At 64.5% G+C, this 19,261-nt stretch carries 29 protein-coding genes; 4 read left to right on the top strand and 25 right to left on the bottom strand.

The window, feature by feature from the left end:
* Positions 1-97 precede the first annotated feature (97 nt).
* Positions 98-1,597, top strand: a complete 1,500-nt coding sequence (locus IB230_RS17720; RefSeq protein ID WP_192274191.1) for an AAA family ATPase — start codon at positions 98-100, stop codon at positions 1,595-1,597.
* Positions 1,598-1,668: 71 nt separating this feature from the next.
* Here the strand turns inward: IB230_RS17720 and IB230_RS17715 are convergent, their stop codons facing one another.
* From IB230_RS17715 to IB230_RS17595, 25 genes are all read right to left on the bottom strand, one after another.
* Complete coding sequence (locus IB230_RS17715; protein WP_192274190.1) at positions 1,669-2,427, bottom strand: hypothetical protein; 759 nt, start codon at positions 2,425-2,427, stop codon at positions 1,669-1,671.
* Between the two features lie 154 nt (positions 2,428-2,581).
* The gene (locus IB230_RS17710; RefSeq protein WP_192274189.1) at positions 2,582-3,001 is read right to left on the bottom strand and encodes a hypothetical protein; all 420 of its coding nucleotides are present in this window, start codon (positions 2,999-3,001) and stop codon (positions 2,582-2,584) included.
* A 17-nt stretch (positions 3,002-3,018) separates the two neighbouring features.
* Complete coding sequence (locus tag IB230_RS17705; protein ID WP_192274188.1) at positions 3,019-3,402, bottom strand: hypothetical protein; 384 nt, start codon at positions 3,400-3,402, stop codon at positions 3,019-3,021.
* A gap of 40 nt (positions 3,403-3,442) precedes the next feature.
* On the bottom strand, positions 3,443-3,847 hold the full coding sequence (locus tag IB230_RS17700; protein ID WP_192274187.1) for a VOC family protein: 405 nt from the start codon (positions 3,845-3,847) through the stop codon (positions 3,443-3,445).
* Positions 3,848-4,001: 154 nt separating this feature from the next.
* Positions 4,002-4,412 (bottom strand): FosX/FosE/FosI family fosfomycin resistance hydrolase, encoded by a 411-nt coding sequence (fosX, locus tag IB230_RS17695; protein ID WP_192274186.1) that lies wholly within the window; start codon positions 4,410-4,412, stop codon positions 4,002-4,004.
* A gap of 34 nt (positions 4,413-4,446) precedes the next feature.
* Positions 4,447-4,641, bottom strand: coding sequence for a hypothetical protein (locus tag IB230_RS17690; RefSeq protein WP_192274185.1), 195 nt, complete (start codon positions 4,639-4,641; stop codon positions 4,447-4,449).
* A gap of 588 nt (positions 4,642-5,229) precedes the next feature.
* Complete coding sequence (locus IB230_RS17685) at positions 5,230-5,583, bottom strand: hypothetical protein (RefSeq protein WP_192274184.1); 354 nt, start codon at positions 5,581-5,583, stop codon at positions 5,230-5,232.
* 62 nt (positions 5,584-5,645) lie between these two features.
* Positions 5,646-6,092 carry a hypothetical protein gene (locus tag IB230_RS17680; RefSeq protein WP_192274183.1) on the bottom strand — a complete coding sequence of 149 codons (447 nt, stop codon included), beginning with the start codon at positions 6,090-6,092 and terminating at the stop codon, positions 5,646-5,648.
* 53 nt (positions 6,093-6,145) lie between these two features.
* Positions 6,146-6,688 carry a hypothetical protein gene (locus tag IB230_RS17675; RefSeq protein ID WP_225589654.1) on the bottom strand — a complete coding sequence of 181 codons (543 nt, stop codon included), beginning with the start codon at positions 6,686-6,688 and terminating at the stop codon, positions 6,146-6,148.
* A gap of 69 nt (positions 6,689-6,757) precedes the next feature.
* Positions 6,758-7,582 carry a trypsin-like serine protease gene (locus IB230_RS17670; RefSeq protein WP_192274181.1) on the bottom strand — a complete coding sequence of 275 codons (825 nt, stop codon included), beginning with the start codon at positions 7,580-7,582 and terminating at the stop codon, positions 6,758-6,760.
* A gap of 109 nt (positions 7,583-7,691) precedes the next feature.
* A complete protein-coding gene (locus tag IB230_RS17665) occupies positions 7,692-8,084 on the bottom strand; it encodes a hypothetical protein (protein WP_192274180.1) in 393 nt (130 codons plus the stop codon).
* A gap of 68 nt (positions 8,085-8,152) precedes the next feature.
* Positions 8,153-8,533, bottom strand: coding sequence for a hypothetical protein (locus IB230_RS17660; protein WP_192274179.1), 381 nt, complete (start codon positions 8,531-8,533; stop codon positions 8,153-8,155).
* An 88-nt stretch (positions 8,534-8,621) separates the two neighbouring features.
* Positions 8,622-8,942, bottom strand: coding sequence for a hypothetical protein (locus IB230_RS17655; RefSeq protein ID WP_192274178.1), 321 nt, complete (start codon positions 8,940-8,942; stop codon positions 8,622-8,624).
* Positions 8,943-9,017: 75 nt separating this feature from the next.
* Positions 9,018-9,278 (bottom strand): hypothetical protein, encoded by a 261-nt coding sequence (locus IB230_RS17650; RefSeq protein WP_192274177.1) that lies wholly within the window; start codon positions 9,276-9,278, stop codon positions 9,018-9,020.
* A 56-nt stretch (positions 9,279-9,334) separates the two neighbouring features.
* The gene (locus tag IB230_RS17645) at positions 9,335-9,667 is read right to left on the bottom strand and encodes a hypothetical protein (protein ID WP_192274176.1); all 333 of its coding nucleotides are present in this window, start codon (positions 9,665-9,667) and stop codon (positions 9,335-9,337) included.
* Between the two features lie 60 nt (positions 9,668-9,727).
* Complete coding sequence (locus IB230_RS17640; protein ID WP_192274175.1) at positions 9,728-10,084, bottom strand: hypothetical protein; 357 nt, start codon at positions 10,082-10,084, stop codon at positions 9,728-9,730.
* Between the two features lie 85 nt (positions 10,085-10,169).
* On the bottom strand, positions 10,170-10,550 hold the full coding sequence (locus IB230_RS17635) for a hypothetical protein (RefSeq protein WP_192274174.1): 381 nt from the start codon (positions 10,548-10,550) through the stop codon (positions 10,170-10,172).
* A 66-nt stretch (positions 10,551-10,616) separates the two neighbouring features.
* Positions 10,617-10,940 carry a hypothetical protein gene (locus IB230_RS17630; protein ID WP_192274173.1) on the bottom strand — a complete coding sequence of 108 codons (324 nt, stop codon included), beginning with the start codon at positions 10,938-10,940 and terminating at the stop codon, positions 10,617-10,619.
* A 77-nt stretch (positions 10,941-11,017) separates the two neighbouring features.
* Positions 11,018-11,320, bottom strand: coding sequence for a hypothetical protein (locus IB230_RS17625; RefSeq protein WP_192274172.1), 303 nt, complete (start codon positions 11,318-11,320; stop codon positions 11,018-11,020).
* 58 nt (positions 11,321-11,378) lie between these two features.
* Positions 11,379-11,708 carry a hypothetical protein gene (locus IB230_RS17620; RefSeq protein WP_192274171.1) on the bottom strand — a complete coding sequence of 110 codons (330 nt, stop codon included), beginning with the start codon at positions 11,706-11,708 and terminating at the stop codon, positions 11,379-11,381.
* A 70-nt stretch (positions 11,709-11,778) separates the two neighbouring features.
* Entirely contained in the window at positions 11,779-12,126 is a 348-nt protein-coding gene (locus tag IB230_RS17615; RefSeq protein WP_192274170.1) for a hypothetical protein, read from the bottom strand.
* Between the two features lie 63 nt (positions 12,127-12,189).
* Complete coding sequence (locus tag IB230_RS17610) at positions 12,190-12,801, bottom strand: DUF3806 domain-containing protein (RefSeq protein WP_192274169.1); 612 nt, start codon at positions 12,799-12,801, stop codon at positions 12,190-12,192.
* A 1,017-nt stretch (positions 12,802-13,818) separates the two neighbouring features.
* Positions 13,819-14,058 (bottom strand): hypothetical protein, encoded by a 240-nt coding sequence (locus tag IB230_RS17605; RefSeq protein ID WP_192274168.1) that lies wholly within the window; start codon positions 14,056-14,058, stop codon positions 13,819-13,821.
* Between the two features lie 57 nt (positions 14,059-14,115).
* Positions 14,116-14,673: a hypothetical protein gene (locus IB230_RS17600; protein WP_192274167.1), complete on the bottom strand. Its 558-nt coding sequence runs from the start codon at positions 14,671-14,673 to the stop codon at positions 14,116-14,118.
* Between the two features lie 30 nt (positions 14,674-14,703).
* Entirely contained in the window at positions 14,704-15,144 is a 441-nt protein-coding gene (locus tag IB230_RS17595; protein WP_192274166.1) for a hypothetical protein, read from the bottom strand.
* Positions 15,145-16,657: 1,513 nt separating this feature from the next.
* Here IB230_RS17595 and IB230_RS17590 point away from each other — a divergent pair.
* The 3 genes from IB230_RS17590 to IB230_RS17580 are packed head-to-tail and all read left to right on the top strand — an operon-like array spanning position 16,658 to position 19,261.
* A complete protein-coding gene (locus tag IB230_RS17590; protein ID WP_192274165.1) occupies positions 16,658-17,332 on the top strand; it encodes an ABC transporter ATP-binding protein in 675 nt (224 codons plus the stop codon).
* Positions 17,319-18,293 (top strand): HlyD family efflux transporter periplasmic adaptor subunit, encoded by a 975-nt coding sequence (locus IB230_RS17585; RefSeq protein WP_192274164.1) that lies wholly within the window; start codon positions 17,319-17,321, stop codon positions 18,291-18,293. The genes IB230_RS17590 and IB230_RS17585 overlap by 14 nt, the downstream gene beginning before the upstream one ends.
* Complete coding sequence (locus IB230_RS17580; RefSeq protein ID WP_192274163.1) at positions 18,290-19,261, top strand: HlyD family secretion protein; 972 nt, start codon at positions 18,290-18,292, stop codon at positions 19,259-19,261. Before IB230_RS17585 ends, IB230_RS17580 begins: the two co-directional genes overlap by 4 nt.

Raw genomic sequence — 19,261 nt, 5'->3', positions numbered from 1 at the left:
GGCGTGCCCGCCCCCGCGACCCGCTGTCGCGGGCCGTCCCGCTCCCCGTTCCGTACGGCGCTTGCTATCGTGCCGGTCCCCACGGACCGGACGCCCCATGAACGAGCTGCAGGACCTCACCGCGCTGATCCGCGCCAACACCCCGCTGATCGTCGTCGAGACCCAGGACGAGGCCCGCGTGGTGGAGCTGTTCCGGCAGGCGCTGGGCCAGGTGTGGCGGGCGCTGTTCCGCTGGAGCATCACCGAGGGCCTGCGCCGCCTGGACATGGACCGCGAGGACGATGCCGTCGGCCCGCCCGACGCCAGCGCCGCCCTGCAGGCCATCAGGCAGGCCGAACAGCGCGGCATCTACCTGCTGCTCGATTTCCACCCCTACCTGGGTTACGCCAGCAGCCAGCGCCAGCTGCGCGACATCATGCAGCGCCGCCACAGCCTGCCGCACGTGGTGGTGCTGGTCGGCGCGAAGATCGAACTGCCGGCCGAACTCGAAGCCCTGGCCGTGCGCTTCAACCCGCGCCTGCCCGACGGCCCTGCGCTGCTGAAGATGGTGCGCGAGGAAGCCGAACACTACGCGCGCGAACACGGCGGCCGCCGCGTCGAGGCCGACGGCGAGGCGGTCAAGCAGATCGTGCGCAACCTGCAGGGCCTGAGCCTGGTCGACGCACGCCGCATCGCGCGCCAGCTGATCTTCGCCGACGGCGCGCTGACCGCCAGCGACCTGCCGGCGCTGAACAAGCTGAAGTTCGAACTGCTCAATCGCAGCGGCCACCTGCATTACGAATACGACACGGCGAAGTTCGCCGACGTCGCCGGCGCCTCGCGACTGAAGCGCTGGATCGAACAGCGCCGCGCGGTGTTCGTCTCGGGCAATCCGCCGCCCGGCCTGGACCTGCCCAAGGGCGTGCTGCTGCTCGGCGTGCAGGGCTGCGGCAAATCGATGCTGGCCAAGGCCACCGCCGCCGGCTTCGGCGTGCCGCTGCTGCGGCTGGATTTCGGCACGCTGTACGACAAGTACCACGGCGAGACCGAGAAGAACCTGCGCGCCGCGCTGGCCTCGGCCGAGCAGCTGGCGCCGTGCGTGCTGTGGATCGACGAGATCGAGAAGGGCCTGGCCAGTGGCGGCGACGAGGACGGCGGCGTGTCACGCCGCGTGCTCGGCTACCTGCTCACCTGGATGGCCGAACGCAAGGCCGGCGCCGGCAGCGGACAAGTGTTCCTGGTCGCGACGGCGAACCAGGTACAGGACCTGCCGCCGGAACTGCTGCGCAAGGGCCGCTTCGACGAGATCTTCTTCGTCGACCTGCCCTCGCCCGACGCCCGCGTCGAGGTACTGCGCGTGCACTTGTCGCGCCGCGCGCTGGACCCGGAAGGCTTCAACCTGCCGGCGCTGGCCGCCGCGGCGAACGGCTTCTCCGGCGCGGAGCTGGAACAGGCCATCGTCTCGGCGATGTACGCCGCGCATGCCGAGCAGAAGCCGCTCGACACCGACCTCGTCATGCACGAGATCCGCAGCACCCGCCCGCTGTCCGTGCTGATGGCCGAACAAGTGCAGGCACTGCGCAAGTGGGCACGGGAACGCACGGTGCCGGCGGACTGACGGAGTGCTGTTCTTGTAGGAGCGACGTCAGTCGCGACCGCACGTCATCCGACTGTTGACGCGCGCCCCCGTCACCACACCGCCACGATGCGCTCGGCCATCGCACGCCACACGTCCGTCTGGCTGCCGACGACATCCATACTGTGCGCCAGCAGGAACACACCGATGATCGCCAGGTACGGACTCTTCAGCACCGGCTGGCGATAGCGGAATTTCGCCAGCAGCATGAAGGCGATCAGCGTGGCGTAGATGAAGACGATCACCAGCAGGATGCCCTGCATGCCGCCCACCACATATAGACCCAAGCGCGCCAATCCGGGCGTGGCCGTCACCAGCGAGGCCGCCACCACGCAGGCGACATGCTGGTGCAGGCGACGCCGTCGCCACAGTGCAAGTGCGTAAAACACCAGCAGCAACACCAGCCCGTTGACCGGCTGCGCCAGCATCGACAGCGCCGCGTTCCGCGACATCTGCGTGAGTCCGTTCTCGAACGCATGCTTCATCACTGGCACGGCGGTGACCGTGAACAGCACGATCAGGAACAGCGAGAACCAGCCCAGCCTGCGATGCAGGTCGGCACGTCCGGCGCGGATCAGGAACGGCTGCACGCTCAGCAGCGCGAACCACGCCATCGCCACCAGCACATGCAGATGGATCACCATCGGCACGGCCACCGGCGTCGCCGCGCGACTGAAGTAGCCGAAGAAGGGCGTTCCGGGTACCGGCGGCGTAAAACCGGCGACCACCATCGCCAGCAATGCCAGGAAGAAGAACCCGATGTTCCGGTAAGGACGTCCCGCCGGTGCGACCACGCGGCGCACCGTTCCCATACTCGCTTCCATCATGCGTCCCCGCCGGCGTGCCTTCTTTCGGTACACGCGAAAGCCGGAGGAATCCGGCAATGGTGAGTCGAAACGTTCCGTCACTACCCTCGTCGGGCACGCGTGACGGGGTCGCGTCCGGCTCGCCCTCTCCTGCGCAGGCTCAGGACGTCTGCGGTGGCGGCGGCGAACAGAGATGCGCCCAGCGTGGCGCAAGCGTTCGCGTGAGCTGGATCGTCAGCGCAAGCTCTGCGATGACCACCACGATCCACCCATAGTCGGACACCCAGTCCAGCGACGCCGTGAGCCAGTGGCCTCGCGTCCCACCGGCGGGATCCAACTCCGGCAGGAGGAACACCCGGTACGCCTCCAAGGGCAGCAGCACGACGAAACCGAGCAGGAAGAACACGCCGTAGACCAGGCACGCCACCACCGCCACGAACAGTACCGGCCGCGGCAGCCGGGGACGCGAACGGAACACCCGGATCGCAGGCCACCAGACCGGCGCCAACGCCACGATGAAGTACAGGACGGACACCCCGATCATGAGCGCCGTCAGTTTCCAGCCGAGGACCTCGACCATGCGGTCCATCGCGCGGCCTAAGCGGTGCGGCCGGGCGCGTCCCGGCTCGCTGTCCTGCCTACCCACCATGACGCCAGCAGCGCACCCAGGCACCACATCACCAGCGTTTTCCACGTCGCGGCCAGCGAACCGGACACCAGCAGGATCACTGCCAGCGACGTCGCGAATCCGGCGAACGCGGGCCATCGCGCCGCCCTGGACACGGCAAGCAACAGCGAGTGCACCGCGAGCGCCACCAACGTCGCGCCCAGTCCCAGCACCACCGCCCACTCCCAGACCGCCATGCCGACGTCCTTGGGCCTGGTGATTGCGCCGCTCCATCCCAGCGCCCAGACGGACAGCGCCAGTGCGACGACAGAGCCGAGCGCACCGATCGCGAAACTGCGTGTGTGCGGCCACATGGTCATGCTCCTGTTCGAACGTACATGGTGCGAGGACGGCTCAGGCCGTCTTGTTCTTCTCATCCCACGTCATCGGTTCCCACAGCTCCACCTTGTTGCCTTCCGGGTCCATGACCCAGGCGAACTTGCCGTTCTCGTGGGACTCGGGACCCTTGACGATCGGCACGTCGGCGGCGCGCAGGTTCGCCAGCAGGCCATCGAGGTCGTCGACGCGGTAATTGATCATGAAAGCCGCGTCGCTGGGACTGAACCACTGGCTGTCCTTCTCGGCGATGGTCCACACCGTCAGGCCCTTGTCCTCGGCAGTGTCGTCCGGCCAGCGCAGCACGGCGCCACCCCAATCCTCGAACGGCATGCCCAGGTGCTCGCGGTACCACGCCGCCAGCGCCGCACTGTCGTGCCGGCTCTTGAAGAACACGCCGCCGATTCCCGTCACTTTCGCCATCGTCCACCTCCGCGTTGTCTTCCCCGGCGCCGTCAGCCCATCACGTCCGCCCGTGCGCGCCACGGACGGAAGCGTACTGCACCGCCATCGGCAGCGGACCACGCAACGCCTGGAACATGGACTGCGCTCCTTGCGGGGTCACGCACCGTGGAGGTCAGGGTCCGGCCGATGCCCGGTACTGCGCCAGACGCCGCTCGAGGGTACCGGTGTGCAGCTCGAACAGATGATTGTCGAAGTCGTAGACGTAAAGCGACCGGCCCTCGCCCTCGATGCGGTCGCGAGGAGGCCGGATGTCCGCGCCGATCGCGGTGAGGCGGGCATGGTAGCCGGGGAGATCGGCCTCACCGACCTGGAAGGCCACGTGCTGGTAGGAGCGCCGGTCCGGGGGCTCGCCTTCCATGGCCGCGATCCAGACGTCGCCGAGCAGGAAGAACTTTTCCCGCGAGAGGGAATGGTTCCTCCCGGCGCTGTCGTAGATCTCGCGCGCGCCGAGCCCCTCGCACAGGAACATCGCCATGCGCTCGAGGTCGCTGACGATGAAGGTCAGATGGCTGATGCCTTGCATGAGGCTGGCGGGCGGAATCGAATCGGCGCGCGCGTCAGGTGGATGGCCCGGCATCGCCCGCCACGCCGGCAACCGGCGGAAGCACGACGATGAGCAGCGTCGCCAGCGGCCCGATGAACACGGAGCCAAGCCACCAGCCGAGGCCGCTGCGCCCCTTCGACTGCGCAAGACCGGCGTTGATGAGCGACAGCGTTCCCCAACCGACGAAAAAATCAGAACTCGCCTGCATGATCCCTCCCTGATCCGATGCCAAGATGCCGCAGCGAGACCGGTGCAGAGGCCTGCCGCCGCCGGATGATAGCCCGGCCTTCCCGGGGTTGTCCGATGCGACCGAAGACGCGGCACAGTGCGGATCCGGATGCCTGCTAACGCCTGAGTCAGGCCGACCCGCGAAGCGGGTTCGGGTTGAATGAACTGTCAGGGCCCACCAGCGGAATCTTGAAGCGGCAACTGTGAAACCCGCCATGACCCATCCGAAGAGCGATAAGCGACAACACGGACCCCTACATCGTTGTAGGCACCCGTGCATCGAGAGACTTCAACTGTTTGGTGAGCTACCGCTTCTCCTTTTCGCGTTTCCGTCACGAAGATGCGAAAGACTCGACGACTATTCATTATTTGATTGAGGACGTCTGTATCGCTGCTGCCGGGAGAGAGCGACTCCAGCTCTGGAACAGAGGCACTGGATATCCAGCCAACCAAGACAGTGTCGGCATCCTTGAATTGCACGTCCTGGGGCGGCTCGCGACAAGCAAGTGCAGTGGCAGGACAGCCCGCAAGAACCAGCAGTGACAGCAGTAGAAGTCTCATGTGGGCCCTAACGCCGATTGGTGGGAGATTTCCGTCTACGGAACAGCCACACCACTACGGCGGCCACGATCAGCGACGGCAGGAAGCCGGTCGCGAAGATGCCTGCATCGGTAGAGCGCAGCGGAGCGGGCAGCAGGCGTCCAGGCACGAACCAGAGCGGAAAGGAGGCGGCCACTGCTGCCAGCCAGGCCAGGACACGGACATGCCAATGGATCCGCAGAGCGAACGCCACCATCGCGATCACGGCGACCGCCACCAGTGTTCCGAATGGGAACAGCAGCACCTCTTCGCCGTGGGCGAGCGCTGCGTCCGGTATCACCGCCAGGCCGATGGGCGAGAGACGGATGCGGATTCGCGCCATTGGGCCCTTGTGGTCCGCGTGCAGCGATCGCCGCGGACCACTCGGGCCGGCGCGTCCGCCGGCTACTCGACCCAGTGATAGGGGCTTTGCCATCGTGCCTTCCAAGCGCCGCCCTCGAGGCTCACGAGGAGCACTGAGCCCGTGCCGGTCCAGCTGCCGGCGCGATACTCGTAGCTGACGGCGACTTCGTGTGGACTCCTGTATTCGAACGAGGAAAGGTTGATGAACTCCGCCAGCTCACCGTTCCGCGTCAGCGCGACCTCACGCCGGTCCGCGCGTTGCGCGTAATGGCACTCGCTGCCGGGGACCACCGTCGCGGGCGTCGCGGCGGCCAACGCATCCAGGCCATGCGGAGGATCCCCGCCCTCCACCACCAGGCAAAGGACCCGCTCCGATTCCTGCCGGCTCTCGAGGAGCAGCGCGAAGGCCGTCTCCGCGACCGCTGCGGGCATGCCTTCATCGATGGGCGCTTGCGCCAGGGCAAGGGAAAGCAGAAGTGACGGCGACATGGGTCTCTCTTCGATTCGATGGATACCGGATCAGTGCACGGTGCCCAGGCGCACTAGCGCGGACACTTCCCCAAGTCCTCGTCGAACGACGGGTAGGCGACCAGCACCGGGGCAGCGGAGCCGTGCTTCGCATGCCGCCTCAACCATACACAGTCGGATCCGTCCCCGACGCACGGCACGGGCAGCAGCCGCGACCTCGCTGGGCCGCGCTGCAGGAACGCGCCGTCAAATGGCAGGAAGTAAGCCGCTTCTTCGGGTGCTGCGAACGTGCGGTATTCCACGTTGTAGAGGAATACCTGGCGATTGCCAGCCAGCCGAGCCAGGAACAGGGTGTAGCGCTCCCCCACGTCCAATGCCGCCGACGTCACGAACACGATGTCCTCTGTATCGGTTGCGTCCCGGGCCCGTACCAGCACGCCCTGACACGTCCAACCCCGCGTGGTGCAGAGGTCCTCGGAGGCGATCACTGTCGCGTCGATCGTTCGGTCCGTCGCCGCAACTACCTCGCATACGGGCCGGTTGTCGATCTCATGGCCATGTGTTTCGCCGGCGAGGCAAAACAGCACGACCCATGCGACCGCACATCCGGAGAGCATCGGGGCACCCGCATGAAGGCGTGACCGCGGCGACCGGCTGCGCCATGGAGTGTCGGTCCGCATCCGTCGCTAGCCCTGTTCCTGCGGCGCGCCGGATACCACCCGCTCGATCCAGTCGGCGTAGTGGCTCAGGCGGACATTGCAGGTGAACTGGCCGTAGCGGCCGGGACGGGCGGTCCTGACATCGCCATGGATGAATCCCCACGCGGCGAGTCCGGCCAGTTCCCATTGGCCCTCCGCCTCGACGAGCGCAGGTCCGCCACTGTCCCCGCTTCCGGTCTTGGCCTCCAGCGGCAGGGCGGCCTCAGGCTCGTCGAACACGTAGCAGAACCAGCGGTCGTGCGCGCTGGTGATCGTATTGAACCCCCGGCGAAGTTCGGTGCGGTTGGGGCCCTGCGGATCGTGGCCGTCCGCGCCCGTGCCCGTCGCGCCCTTGCCGATCAGCTGAAGGGTCTGCCCGGGCTCGGCGCGCGCCTTGTGGAGCGCGGCGGGTGCGACGTCCGCCACGGGATCGACCAACTTGATGAGCGCGATATCGTCTACCGAGGCGATCTGCACCACGGTCAGTATCCATTCGCCGGTGGACAAGGCCTGGTCGATCAGCGCCTGCGGCGGCCTCGCATAGCCGGGATGGATCACCACGTCCTCGACATCGCGTGGCGTTCCACCGATGACCACCTGTTTGAGCCCGCCATGTCCCGGGACGGTGTGTGCGGCCGTGATGACCCACTGCGGCGCGATCAGGACGCCGTGCCCCTCATGCGGCATGTCGACCAGGGCGGGAAATGCGGAGGCCGGTATCCGGTAGTCCGCATCGGGGACGTCGTGCCGGATGACGATGGCGTGGCTGGTCGACGACACCGCGAGGAGCGCGAGCAACAGAAGTCGGGGCATGGAGGAGGATTCCTGGAGTGGCCGCCCGGATCGATCATGGGGCGAAGGGGCGTAGCCGGCAGTCTTGCACGTCGCGCAGCGCCGGCCCGATGGGGCCGGCGAACGACGTCTACGGGTTCAACGATCGCTGCATGCCGGCATTGAGTGACTGGAACTGCTCCACCACCTGATCGCACACGGCCTTGGAGGCGCCGCACTGGACATCCATCTTCACGAACACGGCGCCATCCTTCTGGACGAAGGCTCGCTTCACCGCCGTCGGATGGGCGGGATGTCGGGACGTGGCGATAGACCAGACGGTGTTCGCCGCCGCGTCGGTGAGGACGAACCAGTCGTTCTGCTCCTTGAGGGCAACGTCGAGTCGGCTGCGCAGCGCCTCGAGTGCGGCCTCCGGGCTGGCGTAGCCGATGCCCGTGTCCGCAGCGTCCGGCTGGTCCTGGGCGAACGCGGCAATTGCGACGCCCAGACCCAGCAGCAGGCACAGTGTCCTGATTGCCATCATGGATATCTGTCGTCTGGGTGACCGGATCGCGACCGCCAAGCGGCACCGGCGCGTGCGGCGTGCGTGGCTCACGCGCCGCAGGCGGGCATGACCGCCGGCGCCGGACTGATGTACGTGACTTCGCCCGCACAGACGCGATAAGCGAATGAGGCGCTGATGGTGCCGGCGTCCGGAACGGTGGCGGTGTGCATGACCGCCCCGGTGGGATCGAGAAGCCTGATCCGCACGACGTCGGCACTGGACGGACTGCCCGGCGTGGCCAGCTCCAGCGTGGAGCCATCGGACAAGCGGACGGTCGCATCCTGCCTGGACGGCAGGTGGAGATCGATGATGACGGGCGATGCGAGATCCTGCTGCACCGTCCCGGTGAACTGGACGTGCTCGGGTGCGGCGGCGGAAGCGACAAGGGAAACGCTGGTCAGCAGAACCATCACGGCTACGGCTTTCATCGTGCACCTCCAGGTTGTGTCATGGGTGAGTCCGGATTCCCGTGCATCGGACGTCGCACCGCAAAGCGGCATCGGCGTGGGCGAACCGCTACGCCCCGGGGTCGTCCCTGCGCGCGGCCAGCAGCAACGCGGCGGCAGATCCCAAGGTGCAGAATATGGCACCAAACACCAGCGGGTAGAACAGCCGCACGAAGGCGGACGCATCGCCCGCGAAGTACCGGAGCAACGACAGGACGGGCCAGAACAGGACCAGCGTCATCAACAGGATCCCGGCGGCGCCGAAGGCGACACCCACGGTCCTGCTCCTGCTCGGTGGAGCATCGGCCATCCGCAGCGCGGCATAGTTCGTCGTCCCGGACACGACGAAGAGCAGGACCACGATCCCCACGCGGATCAGTGCTTCGTCCATCCGGGACCTAGCGCCACGACCCGACGGACCCGCGATGCGGCGCCGACATGGAGGGAGCATCCCTCTCCGTCATGCTCAACGACACCCGACAGCGACCAGGTCGGCCGTCGCCGCCACGCGATCCGCAACGGCTTGGGCGTATCCGGCCTCGTTTTCGGACGTGGGAGACTGCTCCCAGCGCCTCTTTGCGGATGCTTCATCCCGGGTCGCCTGGTCATAGGCCGACTGGATGCTCGCCAGCGCAGCGGTGCAACCGTCTGCGATGCCGCGGGTAGCCACCAGGTCACTGGCACAGGCCACCAGCAGAAACATCACCGGCAAGAGAAGCAAGCGCATGGACTCCAGCTCCTTGACCAGGCCAGCCCCAGGAAGGGTCCGGCGTGCGCGGATTGTCAGGCGCCTGACCCGGCCTTCACAAGCGCAGGCAAGCGACTGCTGATCCACGCGCCGACGACCATGCCACCGAGCGCTCCCACGATGAGCACCACGACGGGTGCCGCGCTGGTCCTGTCCAGCTGCAGTGCCAGCACGACCGATCCCATCATGATCGATACGACAGCCAATGCTCCCGCCAGGCGCGACGGCCGGTTGAGCATGCTGGGCCGGTTGCAGCGGTCGCAGTAGAAGATGGATCGCTTGCTGCCGAGTTGCAGTGGGGCCAATGCGGCGATCGACACCGTCATCCGGCATTGGCAGTGCGCGCACGTCGTGATGATCGCTTTCATGACCATTGCCACCCGATCAGGGCAGCGCCGCAGAACGGCACCGCTCTGATGGCGTTGTGGTTACGCCCCACTTGGCACGAACCTGCACGAGTATCGGATCACCCGCTTCAGCAGGTGGATCAGAAGCCATGCCATGACGCCGGATGCCACCGAGGATGCAAGCGTGAAGAGGTACAGGTTGTCGGTGGGAGTGCCGTACGCGCTGGCCATGCCTGTTCCCAGGCCGAGAACATAGCCGGCAGGGATCCAGCTCAGTGGGTGGTAGAAGACGAAGATCGCCGCGAGCGATATCCCGGACCACCGACGAACGGGCCCTGCATCCCGGCGGGTCGCGAGATGCCACGCCAGCACCGAGAGAAGCACGCTCAGAAGAACGGCCATCGCAAACCAATGGAAATTCTCGACAAAACCCGTCATTGCAGAAGACTCCTTGTCGATGATGTGGAAAGTCCCATTCCTGAATCACGTCCGCCCGCAAAGCAGGATCGACGTGGCTGGAGGGTCAGGTCGCTGGTCTGGAGCTTGCCGCAGAACGGGCCTGAAAAAGCACGAGAACGAAAGGCGGTGCAAACGCTATCGCCCAAGCGGCCGCAAGCACCAGCGCGGACGCCCTCTGGCCCGCCATGGCCGAAACGACGGCCGGCGCCAGAACGAGGACCAGCCCGAGCGGCTTGCGGCGGGTGATGGCGTAGGCGCCGCCGGCAATCATCAACCAGAGGGCACAGGTGCCCACGAGGGTGAACGTAGTCATGGGCTGCTGGGCCATGCGCGCATAGGCGGGACCGGCGAAAGGGAAGGCGATGGCGCCCATCAGGGAGAACGCAAGCAGAGGCCATCCAAGCAAGTCCGAGAGCGCGAACCAGAGCTGTGTGAGCCGTTGCATGCCGTCCCCGTGGCCTGGTGCCCTTGCTGAGTCGAGCCGCGGCGCGGCATCGGCTCGCCTGCATTGTCAGGTCCGCTGGTACGGGGTGGCAAGCGCATGGCCGACCTCGGCGTTGTTGCCGGACTGCGTGGCAATGCAGTCCCTCACGTACTGGCCCATTGGCGGGTCCGGGTCGAGCCACGACAACTGAGCCAACCGCACCAGTACGTCCGGGCCGGGCCGCTGCCGCAGCCACCATTGGAAGGCGCCGTGACGATCATGTTCAGAGGCAGTTTCATGGCCCGGTTCGTAGCCGGAAAGTTGCTCCGTGGCCAGCGCGAAGGGAATGAGGTTCCATGCCGTCCACTCCGGCGGAAATTGCATGAGCTTCAACCAGTCACTGTGTGTCATGCGATCTCGACGGGTCCGACGCCTCAACTATGCGGACGGACGAAGCGGGTCCGGCTCCAGCGCATTGCCAGGCTGCACTAGACGCGCCCTTCCAACAGGAGTTGGAAGTTGGCCACCACGATGAAGCTGGGCAAGAACCAGAGGCCCATCGCGAGCATTGCCGCGAGGATCCGCAAGAGAATTCTCCATGGAAGAGGGCTCCGCGGAAAGACCGGCCATGCAGCCCAGAGGAACGCCGCGAGTATCAGCGGAAAGAATGCTTGCGCCAGCCCAGGAAGGTAGTCATCGGATTGGCCCGCTTTGAGGTAATGAAAGGTGACGGTGAGCCAAGCCGCCAACGCCAGAGCCGCCACCATTGCGAAGCGCGGAAAAGTCTTCATGTGGGCCCGACGCCTGGACCGGGCCGCGCCGCCAAGCGGCGCCGGCTTGAATGCGTTATCACGGGACGTCCGCGTACCGCCCGGACCGCCTCCAGTCCGGAAGCACGTGAACAAACCAGTAGAAGAGCTTCGACCAGCTGGATGCTTCAAAAACCAGGAACGCGCCCCACATGGTGCTGTTGTCCCCCGCGTAGCGCTCCTTCCAGTGAAGAATCGGAATGAAGGCGACCCAGAACATCAAGGGGATCCACGACAACCCGCCCAGGGCAGCGAGCGCCACCAGCTCGGTTGCCACGCCGATTACCACGGCAGCGGTGCCCACCAGCGCCAGAAGCGCGAAACGCTTCAACCAGCGCCACTTGGACTCAAACCATTCGGTACGATTCAAACAGCCCCCTGGCGTCTGAGTTGGGCCGACCCTCGACGCGGCGCCGGCCTGGATGAAGTGTAAGGCATCACTAGTCCATGAAAACCGTGTGCACCTCGGCGATCAATTTGCTGTTACGAAACAGCCCGATGAGATCGACGCCTCCTGGCCCCCGACGCGGGATGCACCGGATATTGCGCAGCTCATCGCCGGGATTCATGACGTCCATCATCTCGATCCAGTCTGTGCGCTGATCGATCTGCGGAGCTCCGACCGACTCAGCACTCTTCACTGCCTCGTCTAGCGTAAGCGGAACAGAAATCGTGCACGTAGGGTAGCCGAAGCGCGATACGAACTCCTGCTTGTTGATCCTGGAGGACGTGTCGATCTTCGGACCCAGCGTGTTGTGCGCACAGGCGGACAGGATCCACGCCAGCATGCATGCTTTCGTCAGATGGCTTGGGACTTTCATGTGGAACCCAAGGCCTGGATTAACGAAGTTTCAGGCGGCATTCCCTCTTCTCCGTGAGTGCTGCTTCTGGTGGGCGAGAACCACATAGATGCTTGCGAAGAAGCCTGACTCAGCGTCGTCTATCCGCTTCCAAATGGAGTCGAACGGAAAGGCTCTGAACTCGAACTCGCGGCCATCTATCGCAGTGCTTGTGCCGTATTGATCCGACACGGTGACCCAGTCCATCTCCAGGGACTCATTGCAGTAGTCCCCGAAGGCCGCGCCGAGAATCCCGACGACGTCGCTCTCTGAGTAGCCGAGCCTATTGGACGCATGCAGCCAAGACGAAAACGCTTGATCGAGCCGCTCCAGAAGACTTGCTGATGGATCGATGCCAAAGTCCGAGAACAGGTCGGACGCCTTCGATGAGTAGATCATCAGCTCCTGGCGGGCAGTCAGGCTCAAGCTCGAAACCTCTTCGGGGCAAGGCTCAACTTTTGCGTGAAAGCCGGTGATCGCCTCGCCTTCATGGTGCACAACGACTCGTCCTCGTTCGAGTACTTCCTTACCTTCCAGTTGCCGGTCCTGCCGAAGCAGGGCTGCTTTCTGCGACCGGGACCCAATGCGACGAATCGCATCGATGACGTTGGAGATCCGCGACATGCTGCCTAGCGCCCGGGTTAAGCCGCGCCGCGGAGCGGGTTGGGCTTGAATGAGTTGTTAGGGCTCATGCCGATGTAGTTGAAGCTGCACACGTAGCCGCCCTCCTCAGACTCAAGATTGTCAGATACATAAGCTTCATACGCTCCGGAGCGATTGAAGATGGGCGCAAGCGCGTCGGCCTTTGAAGCGCGGCCTCTGAATGAAGTCGGTACCTCGATGCTGGTAGCCAAAGCAAGTCTTTCCGGCGTCATCAGCTGTGGCTCACCATCCGGAGGCATGCGGCCTACGAGGAAGTACCAGGCGTTGTCAGATACACGGCGAATAGCCAACTCACTGCCATGCCCGGGACCCACGGTAAGTACCAGCGGATGAGGCGCTCGAAGCGTGCTTGGGGAGCACGCCAGCACGTTTGAGTTGGACAGCCATACCGCAGGCTCGTACCCGTCATCCACGGCGGGGCCGGTTGCTAGAAGCGAAGCCAGGAAGATGCTTCTCATGAGCCTTAACGCCCTTGCTGGACCGACCCACGAAACGGGTTCGGCGTGAATGAATTGTTAGGCCTCAGTGCGGTGAGCGTTCGCGGTCGACTTCGAACTCTATGACGTTGTAGCCATCAAGTAGGTAATTGAAATTCTTACTAGGAGATGGACTGTAGATGAACTTTCCCTCAACCGATGCAGTGACTGAGCTTCCGCCTGAGAAGTATTTATCCGACACCGCATCCCGAAATGCAGGATTTGGAGTGACCTCTGAACCGAGCACTACCACCTCGGAAAAACACTTTGAATCGCTCAGCAATGTCGGGTGATGGCCTTCGTGAAAAGTCCCGGTAATAGTGACGTGGCTCCCGTTGTACTTCTCAGCTTCATCGATAGCTTCGCACACAGTTATGCTTGGACTGCGAGTGCATCCAGCGATAAGAACCAGTGCAGCTAGTTGAAGTAGTCGCTGCATTGGGATGAGGCCTAACGCCTGAGTTAAGCCGACCCGCGAAGCGGGCTCGGCTTGAATGAATCGTTAGGCGCCATTCTGGATCTCCCTGTTGCGTACGTACCAGACCGCACTAGACAAGCCGGCTCCTATAAGTCCTCCGCACCAGTAAGCCCAGTCCAGAGTGAGTGCCTCAAGAGAAAACATCGGCACATCATGCTTGTTTGAAACACGATAAAGAGCGCCAAGAATGCTCATGCCGGCGACCGACGTGAACATGACAGAAGCTTTCAGCAATGGATCGACTTGTTTCGACATATCAGCCATGGCGCCTAACACCCTAATTTAGCTGAGCCGCGAAGGGGCGCCGGCTTGAATGAATTGTTAGACCTCACCTGCGGCAACCAAGTTGAGAAGATCAGCCGGTAGATTGCGTGGCTGAATGACGCTGCCTAGTTTTCTCTTTAGCGCGGCCACTATCAGCCATGTTTTGAGACGCATCTCCGTCAGAACCATCATGAACTTCACTCGTTCAGGCGACCAGATGTCGCCACCGGCCTCCGTAAGCTTCTCGGCCTTGGTGCAATGCTCGGCGAGCGTTGCGATTAGCTCCTGTACAAGAACTTCGCAGGATGGATTGGCCCATACACCTTTGCTTTCCTGTGCAATGGCCTTTCGCGCCTCGTAGAGACTCTGCATCGCGTACTTCGGCGATTCGTCTTCGCCGCAGGCGTAGAACAGGCGCCGCGAATCAATCTCTGTGACGATGGAGTGCACCCGGTTTAAGTCGCGGTCGTGCAGGGTAATGCCGCCAAAGCTGAAGTGGCCGTTTGCCGCAGCTTGATGGAAAGAGCCAAGAAGGTTGCTGTATAGCGCCTTTGCCTTTTTCAGTAGGTCGGCATCGCTGACGTTCGCGTCGACGTGAAAATTCCGCAGGCTCATGAGTGTCTCGTGTTAGGTCTAACGCCTGAGTTAAGCCGACCCGCGAAGCGGGTTCGGCTTGAATGAATTGTTAGGGCCCAGTACGTATAAATGGTTCTGCAGGTGCCTAACTTCCTTGGCCAGCCAGAACCGGGATGCGAGATTGGATATGCGCGCGATGCTCGCCCATTGTCCATCAAGCAGTTCCTCTAGTGTCCAGGAAACATCTCTACCTCCGCGCGCCCCAACTACTAGCCTGGTCCGGTCGGATAGACAGCGGGTAAAAAGCTTGGCAGCGATGTCCTTCTCGGATGCATCGAAGCAATCAAGATCCCATCTATCGAAACCCACGCAGTAACGGCCATCTACCAGCAAGATGGAGACATCAAAGCCTTCGATGGATGTGGCTGGAACGATAATTCCATCGGGATGTTCCCGGACCGCGACAGACATCTCGGCCAGGCCCTCCCTCAATTGTTCGATCACCGTCATCCTGGGCCCTAACGCCTGAATTAAGCCAACTCGCGAAGCGGGTTCGGCTTGAATGAATTGTTAGCCCGCATCACCGCCACCAACGACGCTCCGGCGGATAGTCGGCCTTGGCCTCTGCATCTGCAGGTCCGTGACACTTTATATCCCAAGCCTCTTGGAGAGTCAGGATGCGGACTCCGCACATGCGAAGGTCACAGGATCGCGGCTGTGACCCGTCAATAAGCGATATGCCCCACACCTGCCCATCTTCCGCGCCCAGGCAAAGGCATGGGTGATACGCGCAGTCCTCATAGATCTCGCCCGGCGAGATGATGAGATCTCCAAATTCGTTGCGCTCCGACATGCGGCCTAACGCCTGAGTTAAGCCGGCCCGCCCGGGCCAACTGTCCGATCAATGCCGTAACGATGCGGGCTCGGCTTGAATGAATTGCTAGGCTGCTGCCTCACCTGTCCAACGCACGATGAGTCCAGTAGCCCGAAGCTCTTGAACCAAGGCAGCAGGATCAATGCCGATCTTGCCAAGTTTGTTTGTCCTGAAGCTGATGCCTCCAGGCGAATTGAGGATTGCATGTGACAACTCAGCGCTATCCTCGCGCCCAAACCCAGACCTGATAAGGGCGCCCTCAATGTCCCCGACTACGCCACTGGCAAGTTCGATTGTCATGTAAGCCATGATGCCCGCCTCAGCAGCCTAACGCCTGAGTTAAGCCGACCCGCGAAGCGGGTTCGGCTTGAATGAATTGTTAGGCCTGCACCTCGGGCTGAATCGGCGGCTCACGCCAAAACTGACCCTCAGTGGTGACCTTGCAGTGATAGCAGCCGGAATGTAGCCCATCTTGGTTGTACCAGCGATGCCAGCCGCCGCGTCTCTCGCAGTCGGAAGCTTTGGGAAAGAGGTCTGAAACCAAGCCGGGCATATGGACACGTAGCCAGGTCCGTAGCCGATGCGGATGACCGGCATCCCAAAAATCTTCCGGCATTTGGTGATTGGCAGAGTTGATAGACATTCCAATCCCTGGATGCTGCTGTGCAGGCCTAACGCCTAATAGACCCCAAACAGGGGTGATAACGCGGATGTTCACTTTCCACCCCACACCCGTCAAGTCAGCTCGGGCATTGCGGGGCAAGGGTCTTGCGGTGGTCGCCGGACTGAAGGCCGGCGAGCGTCATATGCATTCTTGTCATGCGCGTTAGCACCGCAGGTCACGGCGATAACGCGCTTGTGCGTACGAACGTCATCCTCCCCCGGCTGGCGGCTCCGTCTCCTGCACGACGGGTCCGCGGCGCGGTGATCGGGCGAAGCGGGCGGCGAGCCGCCCACGCGGCGCATCGCGTTCGTGGCTCGGCGTGCCGTGTCATGGGCATGACGTGGCGCGGTTGCAACCTCGCGCGTGCATCTGGGATGCTCGCCGTCCGGCCATCAGGACGGTCGACCCGCACCCGCATCGCCCTCCATGGGGGAACCTTGGCGGATCGCGGTGGTCGACAGGTACGAAGGAACGAAGGGGACACGATGATCGAGTTGCAGGGCGTGCAGCGCCACTACGCCATGAGCGGGCAGACCGTGCGCGCACTGGCGGGGGTGGACCTGCACATCGGCCAGGGCGAGTTCGTCGCCATCACCGGCGCGTCGGGCTCGGGCAAGTCCAGCCTGCTGAACATCCTCGGCTGTCTGGACCGTCCCAGCACCGGCACCTACCTGTTCGAAGGCCGCGACGTGGCCACCTTCGACGATGAAGCCAGCAGCGACCTGCGCAACCGGCGCATCGGCTTCGTGTTCCAGAGCTTCCACCTGCTGCCGCGGCTGACCGTGCTGGAGAACGTCATGCTGCCGCTGCGCTTCCACCGCCAGCCGCCGCCGGGCACGCACGACCGCGCGGTGGCCCTGCTCGACCGCGTCGGCCTGGGCGAGCGCCGCGACCACCGACCCAGCGAACTGTCCGGCGGCCAGATGCAGCGCGCCGCGATCGCCCGCGCCCTGCTGCTGCAGCCGGCGCTGCTGCTGGCCGACGAACCGACCGGCAACCTCGATTCCAAGAGCGCCGCCGACGTGCTGGCGCTGATCGACGAAGTGCATGCCGGCGGCCAGACCGTGGTGCTGGTCACCCATGACAACGACATCGCCGCGCGTGCGCCCCGCCAGGTGAAGCTGCGCGACGGCAAGGTGGAATTCGATGCCCTCCAGTAAGACCTACGCGATCGCCCTGGTGCTGGCGGCCGTTGCGCCCGCGCAGGCCGTGGTGCTGACCGGCGAAGTGCGCGCCATCGATGCGCAGCAGATCCTCACCCCGCAGTCGAACAGCGCACCGGTGGTCATCCGCTATTACGTGCCCGAGGGCGAACGGGTGAAGAAGGGCGAGGTGGTGCTGCGCATCGACCCCGGCCAGTCCGCCAGCCGCATCCCCGACCTGGAAGCGCAGATCGAACAGGGCCGCGCCAAGGACGCCAAGGAAGTCGCCGAACTGCAGGTCAAGGCGGTCACCGCCGAGATGGCGCTGGTCGATGCCGAGGCCGAACTGGCCACGGCGAAACTCGACGCCACCATTCCGCCGGACCTGATTTCCGGCCTGGACTACGACCGCTACCAGGGCGAGCTGGACCGCACGACGCGCGAGGTCGCATTGAAGCGCAAGGACCTGGACGCCGCGCGCACCGCCGTGCAGCGGCGCATCCACGATGGCCGCCTGCAGATCGACAAGCTGGTGCTGCAGCGTGATTACCATGCCGCGCTGGTGCGCACGTCGGAAGTGGTCGCCGACCGCGACGGCGTGGTGGTGCATGGCTTCAACAACAACTGGATCGGCGGGCGCATCGACGAGGGCTCGTCCACCATGCCGGGCAGCAAGGCCGGCGAGGTGGTCAGCAGCGGACGCATGAACGTGCGCGCGTGGGCACTGGAGCCCGACCGCCGCGGCCTGGGGATCGGGCAGCCGGTGGAGCTGGCATTCGATGCGGTGCCGGGGAAGAAGATCGGCGGGCGCATCGCCTTCATTTCCGGCGCACCCGACCGCCGTCCCGAGTGGGGCGAAGGCCGCTACTTCACCGTCGACATCACGCCGGACGATCACGCGCTGGCCCTCATGCCGGGCATGAGCGTGCGCGTGATCGCGAAGCCGGCGGCCGCGCCGGCGCAGGGGAAGGCACCATGACGTTGCGCGTGTCCATTCTTTCGCTCGCGCTGGTCGCCGCCATGCCACTGGCGCATGCCGCCACCCTGCGCGTCGACGGCGAGGTGTATGCCCAGCGCAGCGCACAGCTCGTGCCGCCGGCGGTGGACCGCATGTGGCAGTTCAACCTGACCCAGCTCGCACCCGACGGCAGCACGGTGAAGAAGGGCGACATCGTGGTCGCCTTCGACACCAACGACCTGGTGCGCCAGCTGGCGGAGAACCAGAGCCTGCTGCAGGAGAAGAAGCGCGAACTGGAGAACCTGACCCTGGACGTGGCCGAACGCGAGCGCAGTCAGCAGCTGGCGACCGCCGAGGCCGAGGCCGAACGCGACAAGGCCGGCCGCAAGACGCAGCAGCCGCGCGATCTGATCGCCGCGCTGGAGTACGACAAGCTGGTGGAGGACCGCCGCCGCACCGAGCGTCGCGCCCTGCTCGCGCAGCAGGCCGAGCGCGCCGCCACCGAACAGCGCCGCGCAGAACTGCAGCTGGTCAACGCGGAGCTGCAGCAGGCGCAGGCCGATGTCACCCGCCTGCAGGCGTCGATCGCCGCCCTCAGCCTGGCGGCGCCGCGCGACGGCGTGATCATGCACAAGAGCAACTGGAACGGCGAGAAGTTCGATGTCGGTTCGCAGGTGTGGCGCGGCCAGACCGTGGCCGAGATCCCCGACCCCGCCACGCTGGCGGTGCGCGCGCAATTGCCCGAGCGCGACCTGCAGCGGGTGAAGCAAGGCGTGCGCGCGCGCATCGTGGTGGAAGGCGGCGGCGGCAGCGCGTACCACGGCAGGGTGGCCGGGGTGGGCCGCGCCGTGCGCAGCAAGTCGCAGGTGCAGCCGGTGCCGGTGCTCGACCTGGAGATCCGCCTGGACGACGCGAAGGCGAAGCTTCGTCCCGGCCAGGCCGTGCGCGTGGAACTGACCGTGCCCGATATCGCCGGAGGTGCGAAATGA

The organism is Pseudoxanthomonas sp. PXM01, from assembly GCF_014851815.1.
Taxonomy (GTDB): Bacteria; Pseudomonadota; Gammaproteobacteria; order Xanthomonadales; family Xanthomonadaceae; genus Pseudoxanthomonas_A.
Note: the sequence above shows the minus strand (reverse complement) of the source record. Positions and strands in the feature narration are given on the sequence as shown.